Source organism: Pseudomonas sp. JH-2 (assembly GCF_036231725.1).
In the GTDB taxonomy this organism is placed as follows: domain Bacteria; phylum Pseudomonadota; class Gammaproteobacteria; order Pseudomonadales; family Pseudomonadaceae; genus Pseudomonas; species Pseudomonas delhiensis.
In genome coordinates this window covers 171,479-191,711 of record NZ_JAZAQP010000008.1, presented here as the reverse complement: position 1 = coordinate 191,711, position 20,233 = coordinate 171,479, and the positions used below count along the sequence as shown (strand labels likewise).

13 protein-coding genes are annotated in these 20,233 nt (G+C 67.9%); 6 read left to right on the top strand and 7 right to left on the bottom strand.

Features of this window, described 5'->3' with window-relative positions:
- Positions 1-624 precede the first annotated feature (624 nt).
- Entirely contained in the window at positions 625-1,020 is a 396-nt protein-coding gene (locus tag VV867_RS08385; protein WP_256595957.1) for a hypothetical protein, read from the bottom strand.
- 52 nt (positions 1,021-1,072) lie between these two features.
- On the opposite strand from VV867_RS08385, the gene trmL reads away from it, so the two are divergent.
- On the top strand, positions 1,073-1,534 hold the full coding sequence (gene trmL / locus VV867_RS08380; RefSeq protein WP_109936050.1) for a tRNA (uridine(34)/cytosine(34)/5-carboxymethylaminomethyluridine(34)-2'-O)-methyltransferase TrmL: 462 nt from the start codon (positions 1,073-1,075) through the stop codon (positions 1,532-1,534).
- Between the two features lie 575 nt (positions 1,535-2,109).
- Here trmL and ntrC read toward each other — a convergent pair.
- From ntrC to VV867_RS08360, 4 genes are all read right to left on the bottom strand, one after another.
- Positions 2,110-3,540, bottom strand: a complete 1,431-nt coding sequence (gene ntrC / locus VV867_RS08375) for a two-component system response regulator NtrC (RefSeq protein ID WP_109936051.1) — start codon at positions 3,538-3,540, stop codon at positions 2,110-2,112.
- Positions 3,537-4,619, bottom strand: coding sequence for a nitrogen regulation protein NR(II) (glnL, locus tag VV867_RS08370; RefSeq protein WP_089394547.1), 1,083 nt, complete (start codon positions 4,617-4,619; stop codon positions 3,537-3,539). Before glnL ends, ntrC begins: the two co-directional genes overlap by 4 nt.
- Before the next feature lie 229 nt (positions 4,620-4,848).
- Complete coding sequence (locus tag VV867_RS08365; RefSeq protein ID WP_089394548.1) at positions 4,849-5,403, bottom strand: DUF4124 domain-containing protein; 555 nt, start codon at positions 5,401-5,403, stop codon at positions 4,849-4,851.
- Positions 5,403-5,948, bottom strand: a complete 546-nt coding sequence (locus tag VV867_RS08360) for a DUF4124 domain-containing protein (protein WP_109936052.1) — start codon at positions 5,946-5,948, stop codon at positions 5,403-5,405. The genes VV867_RS08365 and VV867_RS08360 overlap by 1 nt, the downstream gene beginning before the upstream one ends.
- A 352-nt stretch (positions 5,949-6,300) precedes the next feature.
- Between VV867_RS08360 and VV867_RS08355 the strand changes: the two genes are divergently transcribed.
- The gene (locus tag VV867_RS08355) at positions 6,301-7,068 is read left to right on the top strand and encodes a hypothetical protein (protein ID WP_109936053.1); all 768 of its coding nucleotides are present in this window, start codon (positions 6,301-6,303) and stop codon (positions 7,066-7,068) included.
- Positions 7,069-7,078: 10 nt separating this feature from the next.
- Here the strand turns inward: VV867_RS08355 and VV867_RS08350 are convergent, their stop codons facing one another.
- Both VV867_RS08350 and glnA read right to left on the bottom strand, forming a co-directional pair.
- Positions 7,079-9,298, bottom strand: a complete 2,220-nt coding sequence (locus tag VV867_RS08350) for a mechanosensitive ion channel family protein (RefSeq protein ID WP_328566085.1) — start codon at positions 9,296-9,298, stop codon at positions 7,079-7,081.
- Positions 9,299-9,719: 421 nt separating this feature from the next.
- The gene (gene glnA / locus VV867_RS08345; RefSeq protein ID WP_109936055.1) at positions 9,720-11,129 is read right to left on the bottom strand and encodes a glutamate--ammonia ligase; all 1,410 of its coding nucleotides are present in this window, start codon (positions 11,127-11,129) and stop codon (positions 9,720-9,722) included.
- A gap of 332 nt (positions 11,130-11,461) precedes the next feature.
- On the opposite strand from glnA, the gene thiI reads away from it, so the two are divergent.
- The 4 genes from thiI (at position 11,462) to VV867_RS08325 (ending at position 20,101) form a co-directional block, all read left to right on the top strand.
- Positions 11,462-12,967, top strand: coding sequence for a tRNA uracil 4-sulfurtransferase ThiI (gene thiI / locus VV867_RS08340; RefSeq protein ID WP_328566083.1), 1,506 nt, complete (start codon positions 11,462-11,464; stop codon positions 12,965-12,967).
- Between the two features lie 130 nt (positions 12,968-13,097).
- Positions 13,098-14,918, top strand: a complete 1,821-nt coding sequence (gene typA, locus VV867_RS08335; protein ID WP_328566082.1) for a translational GTPase TypA — start codon at positions 13,098-13,100, stop codon at positions 14,916-14,918.
- A 216-nt stretch (positions 14,919-15,134) separates the two neighbouring features.
- The gene (locus VV867_RS08330) at positions 15,135-18,740 is read left to right on the top strand and encodes a DUF2339 domain-containing protein (protein WP_328566081.1); all 3,606 of its coding nucleotides are present in this window, start codon (positions 15,135-15,137) and stop codon (positions 18,738-18,740) included.
- A complete protein-coding gene (locus VV867_RS08325) occupies positions 18,737-20,101 on the top strand; it encodes a DUF3999 domain-containing protein (protein WP_328566080.1) in 1,365 nt (454 codons plus the stop codon). The genes VV867_RS08330 and VV867_RS08325 overlap by 4 nt, the downstream gene beginning before the upstream one ends.
- The last annotated feature ends 132 nt before the right edge of the window (positions 20,102-20,233 follow it).

The window sequence follows — 20,233 nt, the reverse complement described above, 5'->3', positions numbered from 1 at the left end:
TGGTTCGTTTGGCGACTGCCAATCTACCCGCTTCCCTGACTGTCAATCCGCTCTTTCCCCAGACTCCGCGAAGAACCTTTTCTTTTGCCCGTGGTTTTTTGGCGATGACGTTTCTGCCGCACCTGTAGGAGCGGGCTCTGCCCGCGATTCGCGCGCAGGGCGCGCTCCTACGAAAAGCATCTCTGCGCGTTCAACTTTGGTGCGCGTGCACTAGCAAGGCGCCTTCTCGGCCAGCCTGCGCGGGCATTTCGGCCATGTCTTTTCTGCCTGGACGTCCACGGGGGAATTCTCTGAAAACCCCATGAATACTGGCCTGCGCGGCTGTGTTGAAGTGAAATCCCAGCCCTTTCGCAAAATTGGCACAGCCCCTGCAATGGTCCCAATGACGATTTCGGGGCCTCGGTACAGGCAGGCTGGGGAAACCCCACTTTTACACAAGGCGCGCCGCCGCGACCCGATGCGGTGGATGGCGCGAACGGTTCGGGGGTCCTGGTACAGGCAGGCCGGGGAAACCCCCTTTTTACACCGGAGGTCCGCAATGCGGCCTCCGCCCCTTTCGGGGCCCTCGGTTCAGGCAGGCCGGGGAATCCCCTTCTTTCTTCCCGAGGGTTGCCGCCGGCGCCCTCAGCGCAATTGCGGATGGACCCGCAGCACCCAGTCCCCGTCCTTCTCCTCGCTGTCCCAGCTACCGCCCAGGTGGCGGGTGGACAACAGGGTTATCCACAATTGTCCGTCGCGGTTCTCCACGCGCCAGCGCAGCGGCTGGCCGTCCAGGCGCATCTGGCCTTCCGTCGCCGCGCCCGCCGCCCGCACGCGCAGCGCCAGGGCGCCCTCGATCTGCCCGGCCTCGACCGTGGCGCGCTGGTCGAAGCGCAGCAGCAAGGTGCCCTCCTGCGCCTGTACGGCGAGCAGGCGCGGCTCGCCCGGGGTGGGGCCGGTGAGGCGGCCGAGCATCAGGCCGATCATCAGCCCGCCGATGGCCAGCGCCGAGAACACCCGCAGCCACGGCCGGGGCCGCACATCCGCCGCCGCGGGAGTAGAATGCCGGCCGTCCTCAGGCCCGGAGCGCTGCATGTTCCATGTCATCCTCTTCCAACCGGAAATTCCACCGAATACCGGCAACATTATCAGGCTCTGCGCCAATTCCGGCTGCAGCCTGCACCTGATCGAGCCGCTGGGCTTCGAACTGGACGACAAGCGCCTGCGCCGCGCCGGCCTGGACTACCACGAGTACGCCCCGGTGCAGCGCTACGCGAGCCTGGAGGCCTGCCTGGAGAAGCTCGGCCACCCGCGCCTGTTCGCCTTCACCACCAAGGGTTCCCATGCCTTCCACGAGGTCGCCTACCAGCGCGGCGACGCCTTCCTGTTCGGCCCGGAAAGCCGCGGCCTGCCGGAGGAGGTGCGCAACGCGCTGCCGCCGGAGCAGCGCCTGCGCCTGCCCATGCGCCCCAATTGCCGCAGCCTGAACCTGTCCAACACGGTCGCCGTGACCGTCTACGAAGCCTGGCGCCAGCTCGGCTTCGCCACGGATTGAGCAGCGATTGATCGATCCGGCGCAGGGCCCGTGGGGTCTGCGTCGTGGCCATTCATCCCAAGGTTGTCCACAGGTGGGCGCACAGTGATTGTGGGCAAGGTGGGAAATCCTGCACAGAATTCAGCCGGGGCTGCGAGGCCCGCGGGGCCTGGGCTGCGGGGCGATCGTTCCCCGGCCTGTGCACAGGGTTATCCACAGGTTCTGGGGGTATTTCGGGGTTATCGCAAGGGAAGGTTGCTCGTGAGCTGTGTTTACCCTTGGCGACGGTGTGTCGGCTCAACTCCGCCCCTCTCCCTAGCCCTCTCCCTGAAGGGAGAGGGGACCGTTCGGTGTGCTCGGGTGTTTCGGCGTTAGCCGGCTAGCGCGTGGTTTCCGACTGACTCCAAATTCTTTCTCGGCACGGACAAGCCCCCTCTCCCTTCAGGGAGAGGGTTGGGGAGAGGGAGCGGAGTCAAACTGAAATACCAAGGCCACCTGGAAACTCCGTTCGCGAGCAAGCTCGCTCCTACAAGGTGCAAGAACGCTTCCCCGCGAAAAAGGGGCCCGCAGGCCCCTTCGATCGCTCCAGGGGCGCTTCAGTCGTCGCCTTCGTCGTCCGGGCCATCCACTTTCATGCCCAGCTCCTTGATCTTGCGCGTCAAGGTATTGCGTCCCCAGCCCAGCAGCACGGCGGCATCGCGGCGGCGGCCGGCGGTGTGCTTCAGGGCGGTCTCGATCATGATCCGCTCGAACGCCGGCACGGCGCTGTCGAGCAGGCTCGACTGGCCGCGGCCCAGGGCCTGGTCGGCCCAGTGGCGCAGGGCCTGTTCCCAGTTGGCCGCCGGCAGGCTGTCCTGGGGCTGGGTCAGCAGCTCCGGCGGCAGGTCGTCGATGTGCACCTCGCGGCCGGAGGCCATCACGGTGATCCAGCGGCAGGTGTTCTCCAGCTGGCGCACGTTGCCCGGCCAGCCGAGGTTCTTCAGGTATTCCTCGGTTTCCGGTTTCAGCAGCTTCGGCTCCACCGCCAGCTCCTGGGCGGCGCGGGCGAGGAAGTGCCGGGCCAGTGCCGGGATGTCCTCGCGGCGGTCGGCCAGGCGCGGGATGTGGATGCGGATGACGTTCAGGCGGTGGAACAGGTCCTCGCGGAACTTGCCCTCGCGCACCAGGTTTTCCAGGTTCTGGTGGGTGGCGGCGATGATCCGCACGTCGACCTTCACCGGGGTGTGGCCGCCGACGCGGTAGAACTCGCCGTCGGCCAGCACGCGCAGCAGGCGCGTCTGGGTGTCGGCCGGCATGTCGCCGATCTCGTCGAGGAACAGGGTGCCGCCGTCGGCCTGCTCGAAGCGCCCGCGGCGCTGCGCGGCGGCGCCGGTGAAGGCGCCCTTCTCGTGGCCGAACAGCTCGGACTCCATCAGGTCCTTGGGGATCGCCGCCATGTTCAGCGCGATGAACGGCTCGGCCGCGCGCGGGCTGTGGCGGTGCAGGGCGTGGGCGACCAGTTCCTTGCCGGTGCCGGACTCGCCGTTGATCAGCACCGTGATGTTGGAATGGCTGAGGCGGCCGATGGCGCGGAACACCTCCTGCATCGCCGGCGCCTCGCCGATGATCTCCGGGGTGCGCGCCTGGTTGGCCGGCGCTTCCAGGCCCTGCTGCTCCTGGGCGTGCTGGTTGGCGCGCTTGACCAGGGACACGGCCTCGTCGACGTCGAAGGGCTTGGGCAGGTACTCGAAGGCGCCGCCCTGGTAGGAGGCTACCGCGCTGTCCAGGTCGGAATGGGCGGTCATGATGATCACCGGCAGGCGCGGGTGCAGCTCGCGGATCTGCGCCAGCAGGTCGAGGCCGCTGGAGCCGGGCATGCGGATGTCCGAGATGATCACGTCCGGCTGCTGCCGGCCGAGGCGGTGGATGACGCTGTCGGCGTTCTCGAAGCTGACGGTGGTCATGCCTTCCTGTTGCAGGGCTTTTTCCAGTACCCAGCGGATGGAGCGGTCGTCGTCGACGATCCAGACGGTCTCTGAACGGCTCATGGGTGGTGCACTCCTTGTTCCAGGGGCAGGAACAGACTGAATACGGTGTGGCCGGGGTGGCTCTCGCATTCGACCAGCCCCTGGTGCTGGCTGATGATGTTCTGGGTGATGGCCAGGCCCAGCCCGGTACCGTCCGGGCGGCCGCTGACCATGGGGTAGAAGATGGTGTCCTGCAGCTCGGCCGGGATGCCCGGGCCGTTGTCGATGATTTCCACCTTGCACACCAGGCGGTGGCGCGTGTGGCCGATGGTGAACTGGCGCAGGGTGCGGGTGCGCAGGGTGATGCGGCCCAGGCGCAGTTCGTTGTGCGCGGCGACGGCCTGCATGGCGTTGCGCACGATGTTGAGCACCGCCTGGATCATCTGCTCGCGGTCTAGCAGCAGGTCGGGAATGCTCGGGTCGTAGTCGCGGATCAGCGGGATGCTGCCCTGGGTCTCGGCGCCCACCAGGCTGCAGACGTGCTCCAGCACTTCGTGGATGTTGGTCACCCGCAGTTGCGGCAGCTTGTTCGAGCCGAGCATGCGGTCCACCAGGTTCCGCAGGCGGTCGGCCTCCTCGATGATGACGTTGGTGTAGTCCTTGAGCGACTCGTCGGGCAGCTCGCGGGACAGCAGCTGGGCGGCGCCGCGGATGCCGCCCAGGGGGTTCTTGATCTCGTGGGCCAGGCCGCGCACCAGCAGCTTGGTGGTCTCCTGCTTGGACAGCTGGGCCTCTTCCTTGGTGATGCGCATCAGCCGGTCGCGCGGGTGGACCTCCAGCAGCAGCAGGGTCTCGCGGCGGTTGAGGATGGGCGTCACCGCGTAGTCGACGGTGATGCTCTGGCCGGTGAGCGAGGTCAGGGTGGCTTCGCGCTTGGTGAACGGGTGCGCTTCCTCCACCGCCTGGCGCAGCGACTGCAGGGCCTCCTGGGACTCGGTGAACAGCTCGCTGATGAACTGCCCGTGGCTACGTTGGCCGCTGACCGCCAGGAGCATCTCGGCGGCCGGGTTCATGTACTCCAGGCGCAGTTCGGCGTTGAGCAGGATCACCGCCGTGGTGAGGTTGTCGAGCAACAGTCTGAGCTGGGTTTCTGTAGGCATGGCGGGCAGCGTTCCAAGGTTGGGCAGGAAAATGCAAAAAGCAAACCAAGCCCCGAAAAGACGCGCCAGGCCGCGATCTGCGCCGACTCGTGGCATTTCCTCAGGGAAAACGCGCCGTAGTCGTGACCCGAAATGGGGAGAGTATAGAAAGTGGTGCAGGCTTGCGCACCAAAGTGGTGCGCATTCTCGGGAAAGGCTTCTTAAGAGGGCGTGGGAAGCTTCGCCGGGCTCAGCGCTGGGCGGCCAGGGCCGGTTGCCCGCTGGCGTCGGCCTCGGCGACCGAGACGCGCTTCATGTGGAACGGCTGGTTTGGCGTCTGTTCGAGGGTCTGGCCGCGCTGGTCGAGGATTTCCACCGACAGCTGGTGGGTGCCGCGATCCAGGTTGTGCAGGGGGAACACCGGGCTGCGGCTGGGCGCGCCCACCGGCACGCCGTCGAGGAACAGCCGGTAGCTGTGCCCGGGCAGCAGGTTGGGGTCGCTGGAGACGGTGACGATCAGCTCGCCGTCGTTGGCGCGCACGGTGGCGTCGGGCTCAGGCACCAGGATGCGCAGCACCTGGTATTGCGGCGGCTGTGGCGGCAGGGCCTGCGCGGCGGGCGCATACAGCGGCGGGGGCATGTTCGGCATGGCGTTGGGCGGCGCCAGGTTCAGGCGCTGGGCATTGCTGCGCGTGGGCTGGTCGGTGAAGACGCGGTTGCCGTCCTTGTCGATGTAGGTATAGACCTCGGCGCTGGCCTGGAACGCCGCCAGCAAAAGCAGGCCGAGCAGCAGTGGGCGCTTCATCAGTTGCCGCTCCTCGGCATGGGCCTGACGCGCGCCGGGCTGTTGGTGCTGATGCGCTGCAGGGTGAAGCTGACCGGCGCGCTGGATTGCAGCACGCGCTCGCCCTGCACCACGTCCACCGAGAGGCTGTGCTCGCCGCGTTCGAGGTTGCTCAGGCTGAAGCGCGTAGAACTGCTGGGCGCGCCGTAGGGCTGGCCGTCCAGGCGCAGCTGCAGGCGGTCGCCCATGGCCAGTTGCGGCTGGATGGCCACCTCGATGTCGAAGTTGCCGTTGTTGGCGCGCAGGGCCTCCTCGTCGGGCAAGCCGGCGATGGCCAGGATGGCATAGCGGGCCTGGCGCTGCTCGCCGTCGCCGCCGCCCAGCGGTGCGCCGGGGGACTGGGCGCCCACGGTGTTGGTCGGCGGCAGTTCCACCGGCTTGGCGCTCACGCCGCTGGGTGGCTGGTTGGTGAAGACCGTCTTGCCGTTGGCGTCGGTGTACTTGTAGATCTGCGCGCTGGCCGGCACGGCCAGGGCGAGCAGCAGGCAGATGACTGGCACGCGCATGCGTGATCTCCCGGAAGGCAATGGGCTAAGCCTTGCATCGGCGCCGACGGGTGGCAAGCGAAACGCCATCCCGCGGTCCGGTTTGCGTGGAAGTTAACAGTGCGCAGCCGACGGACAGCTGCTGCTTTTCTAGAACTTATTTGATATCTAGCGCGGTTTCGTTGGTGATTTCTGCGTTTTCTGACAAATGTCAACGGTATTCCCGGGGGCATGGCTTGAGATAGGCGCATCGAATCGTATGCGCGCCTCGTGCCGGGGCGTCCGGAGTTAACGCCATGTCCATCCATTCGTCCCATCCCCTGCGCTCCGCCTGGAGCCTGGCAGTTGGCGCCTTGAGCGGGAGGTGCCGAGCATGACCCTGCTGCTGCCCCTGATCATCGCCCTGCTGCTGGTGGCCTTGCCGCGCCTGCTGCCGCTGCCCGTGGCCAGCACCGCCGGTGTACCGGCCGCTGCCGCCGCCACCTGGCACGCCTGCGAGCTGCCCGAGCCGCCGGCCTTGCCCAGGCCGCAGGCCGGCGCGGCGCCGAGCAACCTGCTCTACCTGCCCCTGGGCCTGCACCCGGCCGACCGTTGCCTGCATGGGCCGCTGGTGGTGGAAGGGCTGATACGCATCCGCCCGCCGCTGCAGTTCTGGCGGATCTCCGCGGGGGAAATCCGCTTCGGTGACTGTTCCCGCACGCCGACCGGCATCGCCAGGGTCGGCGGTGGCCGCAACCAGGTCGAGGAGGGCGAGTACCGCGTGGCCGCCGGCGGTTGCCTGGAGGGCGACCTGCTGGTGCGTGGCGACCTGTTCCTCGGCCGCTATTCCCGCGTGCTCGGCTCGGTGCAGGTCGAGGGTGGCGTATGGATGGACGAGGGCGCGGAAGTGGCCGGCGGCATCCTGGCCCGCGGCTCGGTGCGCGTCGGCCGCCGTTCGCGCGTCGCCGGGCCGCTGAGCGCCGGGCGCAGCATCAGCCTGGGGCGCGATTGCGTGGTCGGCGCGCAGGACTGGCCGACCACCGTGAGCGCCGACCGGGTGCGGATCAACGAAGGCTGCAAGGTCTACGGCCAGGTGCTGGCCGAGAAGGGCGCCCAGGTCAACGCCCTGGCCGGCGCCGAGGCCTCGCGCGAGCCGGTCTGAGCCGGCGGTTTCAGATGCCGCCGTCGGCGGGTTCGGCGGGGGCCTGCGGGTCTTCCTCGCGCGGCTTGCGCATGCGCGAGAGCTGCACGTTCAGGCGCGGCATGGCCAGCTCCAGCCCGGCCTTGTCCAGCTTCTGGCGCAGGCGCAGGTTGAAGGCGCGCTGCACCTCCCACTGACGGATCGGCGCGGTCTTGAAGCGGAAGCGCAGGATCGCCTGGCCGTTGTCGAAGCTCTCGACGCCCTGCATTTCCAGCGGCGACCAGATCGCCCGGTTGATGCAGCGGTCGTTGCGCAGCTCGCCGGCCACGTCCTTCACCAGCGCCAGGGCGTCGTCGATAGGCATGCTCGCCGGCACCGGCCAGCGGAACATGGCGTAGCCGAACTGCCGCGAGTAGTTCTTGATGCTCTTGATCTCGCTGAACGGGATGGTGTGCACCACGCCGTCCAGGTCGCGCAGGCGCACGGTGCGGATGGTCAGCCCCTCCACCGTGCCCAGGTGGCCGCCGACGTCGACGTAGTCGTCGATCGACAGCGAGTCCTCGATGATGATGAACAGCCCGGTGATCAGGTCGGCCACCAGCGACTGCGCGCCGAAGCCGATGGCCAGGCCGATGACGCCGGCGCCGGCCAGCAGCGGGGTGACGTTCATGCCCATGTTGGCCAGGGCGACGATCAGCGCGATCACCGCGATGGTGATGAAGAGCACGTTGCGGATCAGCGGCAGCATGGTCAGCGCGCGGGTGTTGGCGCGGTTCTTCCCGCCCAGGCCGAGGCTGTGCTGCACCGCGGTGTCGGTGAGGATCCAGATCAGCCAGGCCACCAGCAGGGTGCTGCCGAAGCTGATCAGCTTGAGGCTGATCTGCGAGCCATCGCCCTCGGCGAAGCCGATCAGCGACATGCCCCAGACGCGCAGGCCCACCTCCAGGAACACCAGCAGGGTGGCGATGTGCAGCAGGGTGTAGCCGAAGTTCTGCAACTGCTCGATATAGGGCGCGCTGCGCCGGCTGCTGCGTTGCGCCGAGCGCAGGTGGGCGCGGCGGATCAGGCCGTTGACGGTCATCGCCACCACCGCGATCAGTGCGCACAGCAGGGCCCGGCGCAGGGCGTAGCTGCTGTCGCCGGCGGTGACCACGGTGGCGAACAGCGAGATGCCCACCAGCAGCAGGACCGGCACGTACCACAGCGAGCCGACCAGCTCCACCAGCTCGTGCAGGCCGCGGCGCTTGAGGCGGCGCTCCAGCGGCTGGTTGCGGATCAGGTGGGCGATGGGGCGGCGGAACTGCAGCACGAACAGGGCGGTGAACAGCGCGGCGCAGATGTTCGCCAGCGAGCCCACGGCCAGCGCGATGTTCTGCCCGAGGCTGTCGGTCACCCGCGGGTCGTGCATCACCTCGCCCAGGGCCGCCAGGCTGCCGATCAGCCACAGCGGGCGGAAGGCGCGGCGCCGCAGGATGTTCAGCGCCCGCGCGCGGTGCGGGCCGCCGAGCAGCGACAGGGAGATCACGCAGAGCGCGGAGAACAGCGTGCCGCACACCAGCACGTAGGCGACCACCATGGCCACCAGCTTGCCCAGGGAACTGGGCAACACCACGGAGAGGTAGACGGTGATCAGGAAGGCGACCAGCCAGGGCCCCAGTTTGCGCAGGGCGAACAGCAGCAGGTCGCGGGTCTTGGGGTGCTGCGGCAGCTCCTCGGCCAGCCCGAAGCGCTCGCGCATGCGCCGCGCCACCCAGCGCAGGCCCAGGGCCAGGCAGGCCCAGAGCAGGATCACCAGGGAGAAGTCGAGGATCATCCCCGGCCATTCCTGCAGGGACGGGGTGCGTTCCTGCAGCTCGGCGCCGGCCTGCTGGAACAGGCCGCTCCAGCGCAGCGCCGGGCTGTTGCTGCCCTCGAAGCGTTTCTCCAGGCTGCCCAGGGTGTCGCCGATCAGGCCCAGCACGCCGCCCTGGTCTTCCGCGCCTTTCTTGGTGGCGTCGCGCAGTTGCTTGAGCTTCTTCAGCAGGTCGGCGCGCTGCTGGTCGTTCTCCAGGGTCTTGATCACCTGGTCCAGCGACTGCTGCAGCTGCGCCTCGCTGACCTTGCCATCGCCGCCGCCGGTCACGCCGGGAATGCTGGGCAGCGCGGCGGACGCCGGCCCGGCGAGGAACAGGCCCAGGCAGCACAGCAGCAGGAAGCGGCGAAGAAGGTCGGTCACGAATGGCACTCCGGAGCAGGGCGAAACTCGCCACATCATACAGATGCCGGGGGCTGAGCCGAATTGGGGGGAGGGGGCTCGCTTTGTAGGAGCGGGCTTGCTCGCGAATGGAGTTTCCAGGTGGGCTGGGTGTTTCGGTTTGGCGCCGTTCCCTCTCCCCAGCCCTCTCCCTGAAGGGAGAGGGGGCTTGTCCGTGCCGGCTGAAAGCAAGGTTTCAGCCGGAGGCCACGATGTCCAGCTGACTCTAGAGTATCCAGGCACTCCGAACGGTCCCCTCTCCCTTCAGGGAGAGGGTTAGGGAGAGGGCGCTCTTGAGGATGCACACCGCCCCCACCGGCAGAACACCATTCGCGAGCAAGCTCGCTCCTACGAAAAGCGACAGTCCGGAACACCAACAATAAAAAAGGCCTCCCGAAGGAGGCCTTGAGTTCGATGCTTCTTTATAGGTATTCGTGGATCAGACGCTGTAGTACAGGTCGTATTCCAGCGGGTGCACGAAGGTGCGCACCTTGATTTCTTCCTCGGACTTCAGCTCGATGTAGGCATCGATGAACTCGTCGGTGAACACGCCGCCCTTGGTCAGGAACGCGCGGCCCTTGTCGAGTTCTTCCAGCGCCTCTTTCAGGCTGCCGCAAACCTGCGGGATCTCTTTCGCCTCTTCCGGCGGCAGGTCGTACAGGTTCTTGTCGGCGGCGTCGCCGGGGTGAATCTTGTTCTGGATGCCGTCCAGGCCGGCCATCAGCAGCGCGGCGAAGGCCAGGTAGGGGTTGGCGGCCGGGTCCGGGAAGCGCGCTTCGATGCGGCGGGCTTTCGGGCTGGAGACGTAGGGGATACGGATCGAGGCGGAACGGTTGCGGGCCGAGTAGGCCAGCATGACCGGGGCTTCGAAGCCCGGGACCAGACGCTTGTAGGAGTTGGTCGACGGGTTGGTGAAGCCGTTCAGGGCCTTGCCGTGCTTGATGATGCCGCCGATGAAGTACAGGGCGGTGTCGGACAGGCCGGCATAGCCTTCGCCAGCGAAGGTGTTCTTGCCATCCTTGGAGATGGACATGTGCACGTGCATGCCCGAGCCGTTGTCGCCGTACAGCGGTTTCGGCATGAAGGTCACGGTCTTGCCGTAGGCGTCGGCGACGTTGTGCACGCAGTACTTCAGGGTCTGGACTTCGTCAGCCTTGGCGACCAGGGTGTTGAACTTCACACCGATTTCGTTCTGGCCGGCGGTGGCGACTTCGTGGTGGTGAACTTCGACCACCAGGCCCATTTCTTCCAGGGCGTTGCACATGGCGGTACGGATTTCGTGGTCGTGGTCGACCGGCGGTACCGGGAAGTAGCCGCCCTTCACGCCCGGGCGGTGGCCCTTGTTGCCGGTTTCGATGTCGGCGTCGGTGTTCCAGGAAGCCTGCTCGGAGAATATCTTGAACATCGAGCCGGAGATGTCGGACTTGAACTTCACTTCGTCGAAGATGAAGAACTCCGGCTCCGGGCCGACGAACACGGTGTCACCGATACCGGTGGACTTCAGGTATTCCTCGGCGCGCTTGGCGATGTTGCGCGGGTCGCGCTCGTAGCCTTGCATGGTGCTCGGCTCGATGATGTCGCACACCAGGATCAGGGTCGGCTCTTCGGTGAAGGGGTCGAGCACGGCGGTGCTGTCGTCCGGCAGCAGGATCATGTCGGAGGCTTCGATGCCTTTCCAGCCGGCGATGGAGGAACCGTCGAACATCTTGCCGGCTTCGAAGAAGTCATCGTCCAGCGCGTCGCGGGCCGGCATGGTGACGTGCTGCTGCTTGCCTTTGGTATCGGTGAAGCGCAGGTCTACCCACTTCACGTCATGGTCTTTGATCAGTTGGTGCGACTTGTACGACATGCTGTCCTCCAGGAGGGATTAGAGCTGGGAGCTTTCTGTGCCCCAGTATCGGGTGATGCCGGCCGGAATACTCCGCCAGGGCAACCTGCCTCACAAGAGAGCAAGTAGCGTGCCAGTGCCCGATTTTGGACAGAGCCCCGCGCTACAGGGCTTTGCGCAGGGTACCGGGCATGAATGGCGGAATTGTTGCACCGATTTGGTGCTGCATAATGGTGCGTGAGTCCATTTTGGTGCACTAAAAAGATTCTGCACGTGGTTGCTCAAGTCTTGAGCAATTTCGGGTATAATTCTGCCCCTTTTTTTCGTCCCTTCGGGCTTGCGCCTTTTCTCGCATGAAACTCATCGTCAAGGTCTTCCAGGAAATCACCATCAAGAGCCGGCCGGTGCGCAAGCGCTTCATCCGCCAGCTCGCGAAGAACATCCGCACCGTGCTGCGCGACCTGGACCCGGCGCTGCTGGTCGAGGGCGAGTGGGACAACCTGGAAGTGGAAACCCGGGTGACCGACGCCAAGGCGCTGCGCGAGATGATCGAGCGCCTGACCTGCGTGCCGGGCATCGGCCACTTCCTGGAAGTGCACGAATACCCGCTGGGCGACTTCGACGACATCCTCGAGAAGTGCAAGCAGCACTTCGGCCACCTGCTGCCCGGCAAGGTCTTCTCCATGCGCTGCAAGCGCGCCGGCAAGCACGCCTTCACCTCCATCGACGTGGAGCGCTACGTCGGCGGCGGCCTGCGCCAGCACTGCGGCGCGGCGGGCGTATCGCTGAAGAGCCCGGAAGTGCAGGTGCGCGTGGAAATCCGCCATGACCGCCTGTACGTCATCCACGCCCAGCACGAGGGCCTGGGCGGCTACCCGCTGGGCGCCCTGGAGCAGGTGTTGGTGCTGATGTCCGGCGGCTTCGACTCCACCGTGGCGGCCTACCAGATGATGCGCCGCGGCCTGATCAGCCACTTCGTGTTCTTCAACCTCGGCGGCCGCGCCCACGAGCTGGGCGTGATGGAAGTGGCCCACTACCTGTGGGAGAAGTTCGGCCGCTCGCAGCGCGTGCTGTTCGTCAGCGTGCCCTTCGAGGAAGTGGTCGGCGAGATCCTCACCAAGGTCGACGACAGCTACATGGGCGTGACCCTCAAGCGCATGATGCTGCGCGCCGCCAGCCGCGTGGCCGAGCGCCTGGAGCTGAACGCGCTGGTCACCGGCGAATCGATCTCCCAGGTGTCCAGCCAGACCCTGCCGAACCTCTCGGTGATCGACCGGGTGACCGACACCCTGGTGCTGCGCCCGCTGATCGTCAGCCACAAGCAGGACATCATCGACACCGCGACGAAGATCGGCACCGCCGAGTTCGCCAAGCACATGCCCGAGTACTGCGGCGTGATCTCGGTGAACCCGACCACCCAGGCCAAGCCCTACCGCGTCGATCACGAAGAGACCAAGTTCGACATGGCCGTGCTCGACCGCGCCCTGGAGCGCGCCACCCAGATGACCGTCGACCGCGTCATCGACGAGCTGGGCAAGGACCTGCCGGTGGAGATGGTCGACGAAGTGCTGCCCGGGCAGATCGTGGTCGACATCCGCCACCCCGACGCCCAGGAAGACGAACCCCTGGCGCTGGAAGGTATCGAAGTGCTGGCCATGCCGTTCTACGCGATCAACAGCAAGTTCAAGGAACTGGACCCCAACCGCCAGTACCTCCTGTTCTGCGACAAGGGCGTGATGAGCCGGCTGCACGCTCACCACCTGGTCAACGAAGGGCATACCAATGTGCGGGTCTACAGGCCCGTTGGGCAGCCGCAAGCTGTAAGCGGCAAGCTGCAAGAGCAGAGCGAACGGTCATGAGAACCTGCCATATTCGCCGCAGCGCGCGGCGCCGTCGGCATCCACCCGACCTCTGGCCTGCGCACCCTTTCCAACGCTTTTACTTGCAGCTTGCGGCCTGAAGCTTGCCGCTCTCTTTTAGGAAAACACCGTGATCGAAAAACTCCGCAACATCGCCATCATCGCCCACGTCGACCATGGCAAGACCACCCTGGTGGACAAGCTGCTGAAGCTGTCCGGCACCCTCGACCGCAAAGAAGCGGAATCCGAGCGCGTGATGGACTCCAACGACCAGGAAAAGGAACGCGGCATCACCATCCTGGCGAAGAACACCGCGATCAAGTGGAACGGCTACAACATCAACATCGTCGACACCCCCGGCCACGCCGACTTCGGTGGCGAGGTGGAGCGCGTGATGAGCATGGTCGACTCCGTGCTGCTGGTGGTCGACGCCCAGGACGGCCCCATGCCGCAGACCCGCTTCGTGACCCAGAAGGCCTTCAAGGCCGGCCTGCGCCCGATCGTCGTGGTCAACAAGATCGACCGTCCGGGCGCCCGTCCGGACTGGGTCATCGACCAGATCTTCGACCTGTTCGACAACCTCGGCGCCACCGATGAGCAGCTCGACTTCCCGATCGTCTACGCCAGCGCCCTGAACGGCATCGCCGGCATGGACCACGAGAAGATGGACGACAACATGGACGCCCTGTTCCAGGCGATCATCGACCACGTCCCGGCCCCGGTGGTGGACACCGAAGGCCCGTTCCAGATGCAGATCTCGCAGCTGGACTACAACAGCTTCCTCGGCGTGATCGGCATCGGCCGCATCACCCGCGGCAAGGTCAAGGCCAACACCCCGGTGGTGGCGGTCAGCGACGACGGCAGCAAGCGCAACGGCCGCATCCTGAAGATCATGGGCCACTCCGGCCTGCAGCGCGTGGAAGTACCGGAAGCCGAAGCCGGCGACATCGTCTGCGTCTCGGGCATGGAAGAGCTGTTCATCTCCGACACCCTGTGCGACCCGCAGAACGTCGAGGCCCTGCCGCCGCTGACCGTCGACCAGCCGACCGTGAGCATGACCTTCCAGGTCAACGACTCGCCGTTCGCCGGCAAGGAAGGCAAGTTCGTCACCAGCCGCAACATCAAGGAGCGCCTGGAGAAGGAACTGCTGCACAACGTGGCCCTGCGCGTCGAGCAAGGCGACAGCCCGGAGAAATTCAAGGTCTCCGGCCGTGGCGAGCTGCACCTCTCGGTACTGATCGAAACCATGCGCCGTGAAGGCTTCGAGATGGCCGTGGGCCGTCCGGAAGTGGTGATCATCGAGAACGAGGCCGGCGAGAAGCAGGAGCCCTACGAGAACGTCACCATCGACATCGAAGAGCAGCACCAGGGCTCGGTGATGGAACAGATGGGCCTGCGCAAGGGCGACCTGAGCAACATGATCCCCGACGGCAAGGGCCGCGTGCGCCTGGAATACACCATCCCGGCGCGTGGCCTGATCGGCTTCCGCAACAACTTCCTGACCCTGACCTCGGGCACCGGCATCCTGACCTCGACCTTCAGCCACTACGGCCCGATCAAGGCCGGCGAAGTCAGCAACCGCCAGAACGGCGTACTGGTCTCCATGGCCACCGGCACCGCGCTGACCTACTCGCTGGAAACCCTGCAAAGCCGCGGCAAGCTGTTCCTCGGCCCGGGCGACGAGATCTACGAAGGCCAGCTGGCCGGCATCAACAGCCGCGACAACGACCTGGTGATCAACCCCACCAAGGGCAAGAAGCTCGACAACATGCGCGCTTCGGGCAAGGACGAAGTCATCGCCCTGGTTCCGCCGATCCGCTTCACCCTGGAGCAGGCGCTGGAATTCATCGCCGACGACGAGCTGGTGGAAGTGACGCCGAAATCCATCCGCCTGCGCAAGAAGCTGCTGAACGAGAACGACCGCAAGCGTTACGAGCGTAGCAAGGTCTAAGTCCAAGAGCGGCTGCAGGCCTCAAGCGGCAAGCTGCAAGCGAAAGACAAAGGCCCCGTCGGAGCGATCCGGCGGGGCCTTTTGCCTTGTCTGTGGCTGGCGGCCCGGCGCTGGCGTCATATCCTGTGGAATCAGGGTGCCTGCGCCGTGTGGGGCTATATACTCGGAGCCTTGCGCGCCGCTGGATGGGGCGTTTCCCTTCAAGGATGTGAATGCATGCAATGGATTTTCATGCTGATCGGCCTGGTGCTGGGCGCTGCCTGGGACGAGTCGATCACCGATGGGTTGCTGGGGGCCGGGCTGGGGCTGCTGTTCGGCCAGGCGCTGGTGCTGCATGGGTTGCAGCGGCAGAACGCTGCGCTGCGCCGCCAGCTGGAGCAGTTTTCCGAGCGGTTCGAGGCGGGTACCGAGGCGTTGTACCAGCGCCTGTTGCGCCTGGAGCAGGGCGGGGGCGGGCCGGTTTCGCCGCCTGCCGAGGCCGTGGAGCCTGTCGTTGCGCCCGAGGCGCCGGCCGTCGCCGAGCCGGAGCTGGAATGGGAGATCGAGCTGCCCGAAGTGCCGGCTGCTAGCCCCGCTGCACCGGACTGGTCGTTGCAGCCCCGGGAGCCTCTGCCGGCCCCGGTCCCGCCTGTCGTCGAAGCCCCCGTCGTACGTGAAGTCTCGGCCTGGGAGGCCGAGCCGGCTGCGCCGTCCGGCCCGACCTGGTTCGACCGTGCCCTTGGCGCGGCGCGTGACCGGCTGTTCGGCGGCAATACCGTGCTGCGCGTTGGCGTGCTGCTGCTGTTCCTTGGCCTGGCCTTCCTGCTGCGCTATGCCTCCGAGCGCGTGGTGGTGCCCGTGGAGCTGCGCTACATGGGCGTGGCCGCCGCCGCCATCGCCCTGCTGGGCTTGGGCTGGTGGCTGCGGCATAAGCGCGCGACCTATGGCCTGCTGTTGCAGGGCACCGGCATCGCGGTGCTGTACCTGACGGTGTTCGCCGCCATGCGCCTGCATCCCTTGCTGACGCCCGGCCAGGCCCTCGGCCTGCTGGTGGCGGTGACGGTGTTCTCCGCCGTGCTGGCGGTGCTGCAGGATGCGCTCGGCCTTGCCGCCGCGGCGGCCCTGGGTGGTTTCGCCGCGCCCATCCTGACGTCCACCGGCGCCGGCAACCACGTCGCGCTGTTCAGCTACTTCGCCCTGCTCAACGCCGGCATCTTCGCCATCGCCTGGTTCCGTGCCTGGCGCCTGCTCAACCTGATCGGCTTCTTCGGCACCTTCGGCATCGGCTTCGCCTGGGGGCTGCGTTCCTACACGCCGGAGCTGTTCGCCAGCACCGAGCCCTTCCTGCTGCTGTTCTTCCTGATGTACGTGGCCATCGGCCTGCTCTTCGCCCGCCGCCGCCTGCGCGAGGCCGCCGGGCTGGAGGAGGGCGCCGGGCGCGACGAGACGCTGCGCTGGTCGCTGCGGCAGACCGACTACGTCGACGGCACCGTGCTGTTCGGCGCGCCGCTGATCGGCTTCGGCCTGCAGTACGCGCTGATCCGCCACCTGGCGTTCGGCCCGGCGTTCAGCGCGCTGGCGCTGGGGCTGTTCTACATGGGCCTGGCGCGCCTGCTGGCCGGGCGCACCGCCGGTCGCGCCCTGCTGCTGGTGGAAGCCTGCCTGGCGCTGGGCGTGGTGTTCGGCAGCCTGGCCATTCCCCTGGGCCTGGATGCGCGCTGGACCTCGGCGGCCTGGGCCGTGGAGGGCGCCGGCATCTACTGGCTGGGCCTGCGCCAGGGGCGGCGGCTGGCGCGGATGTTCGCCCTGCTGCTGCAGGTGGGCGCGGCCATCGCCTTCCTGATGGGCCTGCTCCCGGGTGTGGATAACCTGCTGGACGGCGCGCCGCTGGGCGCCCTGATGCTCGGCGTGGCGCTGCTGTTCAGCTACTGGCGGCTGCGCCGCCACGGCGACGCCGGCCTCTGGCCCTGGGAGCCGCGCTGCCAGCCGCTGCTGGCGGTCTGCGGCCTGGCCTTCCTGTACCTGATCGCGCCGCTGTGCTTCGCCGTGCCGGGTACCGCCATGGCCTGGGCCCTGGCCGGCCTGGCTACGGTGTTCGCCGGCCTGCGCCTGGGTTCGCGGACCTTCCTGTTCTGCGCCTTCGCCGTGCAGTTGCTGGGTGGCGCGCTGTTCCTCGCCGACCTGCAGGCGGCCGACGGCGGCGCCGGCGTGCTCGGCAGCGGCTGGACCGGCCTGTTCGGCGCCAGCCTGATCGGCCTGGCGCTGATCGCCGGGATGATCCTCGCCGCGCGCGACCCGCTGGTGCGCGACGACCGCCGGCTGATGCTCGGCCTGAGCGCCGTGCTGCTGGCCGGCCTGGCCTTCGTCAACCTGGCGGTGCTGTTCGTGCTGCCCTGGCGCAGCGCCGCGGCGGTGTGGGCCGGCAGCGGCCTGCTGATCCTCTGGCTGAGCCTGGCCCTGCAGCAGCGTGCCAGCTTCCTGTTCGGCCTGCTGCTGCAGGTGCTGGGCGGCGCGGCGCTGCTGTTCGGCGGTTCGACGCTGTTCGCCGGGCTGTCCGGCGAGGGCCTGACGCCCCTGGCCCATAGCGGCTTCTGGTGCCCGGCGGTGCTGGCCCTGGCGGCGCTGGTGGGCGCCTGGCGCCTGCACCGGGCGGGGCAGGGCGGGCAGGCGCTGCAACTGGGGGCGCTGACCCTGGAGCGGCTGTCGCAGCTGCTGCTGGCCTGGGGCGCCGGCTGGTGGGCGCTGACCGCGCTGTGCGAGATCGCCCGCTTCGTCCCGGCGCCGCGGCGCGAGCACGTCGCCCTGCTGGTGGCGGCGCTGAGCGTGATGCTCTGGGCCTTCGTCGCCCGCCGCGAGCCGTGGCGGGCCCTGGCGCTCGCCTGCCTGGCCCTGGCGCCGTCGGGCGTGCTGGCGCTGGCCAGTGCCTGGCACCTGGAATACCAGCCGCTGGGCGAACTGGGCTGGCTGGGCTGGGGCGCGCTGTTCGTGGTGCACTTCTGGTCGCTCCGGCGCCTGGAGCCGGTGCTGCCGGCGCTGCCCCTGCGCGGCGCCCACGTCCTCGGCTGCTGGCTGTTGCTCGCGGTGCTGGCGCTGCAGCTGCGCTACCTGTTCCTGGCCCTGGCCGAGCACTACAACGCCTGGCGCTGGCTGGGCTGGGCGCTGGTGCCGAGCGCCTACCTGATCCTCATGGGCTCGCGCCGTAGCTTGCCCTGGCCGGTGGCGGCCTTCCCCCGCGAGTACCGCGCCCTGGCCGCGGCGCCGGTGGCCGTGGCGCTGCTCGGCTGGTTCTGGCTGGTCAACCTGGTCAGCGACGGCGCCGCGCAGCCGTTGCCCTACCTGCCGCTGCTCAACCCGCTGGAGCTGGGCATGCTGATCGTGCTGGCGGCGATCTTCCTGTGGAGCCGCGAAGGGCTGCCGCCGCTGGGCCTGCCCGGCGAGCAGGTGCGCCTGCCGGCCCAGGCGCTGCTGGGCGCCTCGCTGTTCGCCCTGCTGACCATGGCGGTGTGCCGCACCGCGCACCACTGGGGCGGCGTGCCCTTCGCCCTGGAGCCGCTGCGCGAGTCGATGCTGGTGCAGGCCGGGCTGTCCATCGTCTGGACGCTGATCGCCCTGGGCCTGATGGTCGGCGGCCACCTGCGCGGGCGGCGCGACCTGTGGATGGTCGGCGCGGCGCTGATCGGCGTGGTGGTGGTCAAGCTGTTCTTCGTCGAACTGGGCAACAGCGGCAGCCTGGAACGCATCGTTTCCTTCATCGGCGTCGGCGTGCTGCTGCTGGTCGTCGGCTATTTCGCCCCGCTGCCGCCGCACCGCGGGCAGGGGCAACAGGAGCAACCCCCCGCATGAAGCTGGCTTCCCTCATCCTCTGCCTGGCCGCCGGGCTGGCCCAGGCCGCGGAAAACCCCGCCGACTACCCGCAGCAGGTACCCCTGCGGCTGCAGGGCGAAGGCCCCTGGTACCGCTTGCAGGTGCCGATGAGCGTGCAACTGGCCGCCGCCCATGCCGACCTGCGCGACCTGCGGGTATTCGACAAGGAAGGCGAGGCGCTGCCCTATGCCCTGAGTGCGGCAGCGGCGCAGGGCAGCAGCACCGCCCATGAGGCTGCGGCCCGGCTGTTCCCGCTGTACGGCGCCGAAGCCGACCCCGGCCAGCAGCCCGGCCTGCGTATCCAGCGCAGCACCACCGGCACCCTGGTGGAAGTGCTGCCCGACGCGGCCCCCACGCCAACGGGCGAGCGGCGAAGCGGCTGGCTGCTGGATGCCGGCAAGGCCGACTTCCCCTTCGAGCGCCTGGCCCTGGACTGGAGCAGCGAGGCCGAGGGCTTCCAGCACTTCCGCATCGAGGCCAGCGACGACCTGCTGCACTGGCGCAGCTGGGGCGACGGCCAGCTCGCCCGGCTGAGCTTCAACGGCGAGCGCATGGACGTCAGCGACGTGGCCCTGCCCGGGCAGAAGGCGCGCTACCTGCGCCTGTCCTGGCCGAGCGGCGGCACGGCGGTGACGCTCAAGGGCGCGCGCCTGCTGGGCCGCACCGACCAGGCCGCGAGCACGCCGCTGGTGTGGTCCGAGCCCATCGCCGGGCGCCGCGAGCAGGACGGCAGCTACCGCTGGGACCTACCCCTGGCCCTGCCGCTGGAACGGGTACGCTTCGAGCTGGACCCCGCGGCGCAGCGCCTGATGGCGCCGGTGGCGCTGTCCGCGCGCACTGCGACGGGGCAGGGCAGCCGGGACGACTGGTACCCGTTGGCCCGCGGGGTGCTCTACGACCTGCCGGTGGACGGCCGCCAGGTGCGCCAGGACGAACTCTTCCTCGCCGGCCAGCCGGTGCGCCAGCTGCGCCTGGTCACCGACGAGCGCGGTACTGGCCTGGGCAGCGCTGCACCGAACCTGCGCGTGGCTCTGCGCGCCCGCGAGCTGGTGTTCCTGGTGCGCGGCAGCGCGCCCTACCAACTGGCCCTGGGCAAGCGCGACGCCACCTCGGCCAGCCTGCCGCTGGGCGTGCTGATCCCCGGCTACCAGCCGGACAAGCCGGCGCGGATCGGCCAGGCCAGCCTGGATGGGGCTCTGCAGGCCGCCGCGGCGGAAGCGGCCGTGGCCGGCACCGGCGACTGGAAGCGCATCGGCCTGTGGGCCGTATTGCTGGGCGGGGTGCTGTTGCTGGGCGGGATGGCCTTCAGCCTGCTGCGCGGGCAGCGCGCTGGCCAGTGAGCAAATACCGGGAAATGGAGAAATTACGCCAGCTTATGTAGGGAAATGCGTCAAGAACGCTACTCTGCGCGATTGTTCTGATACTGTTATCGCCGTTGCACTCTACCTATAAGAACAAGCATGGAGTCAGCT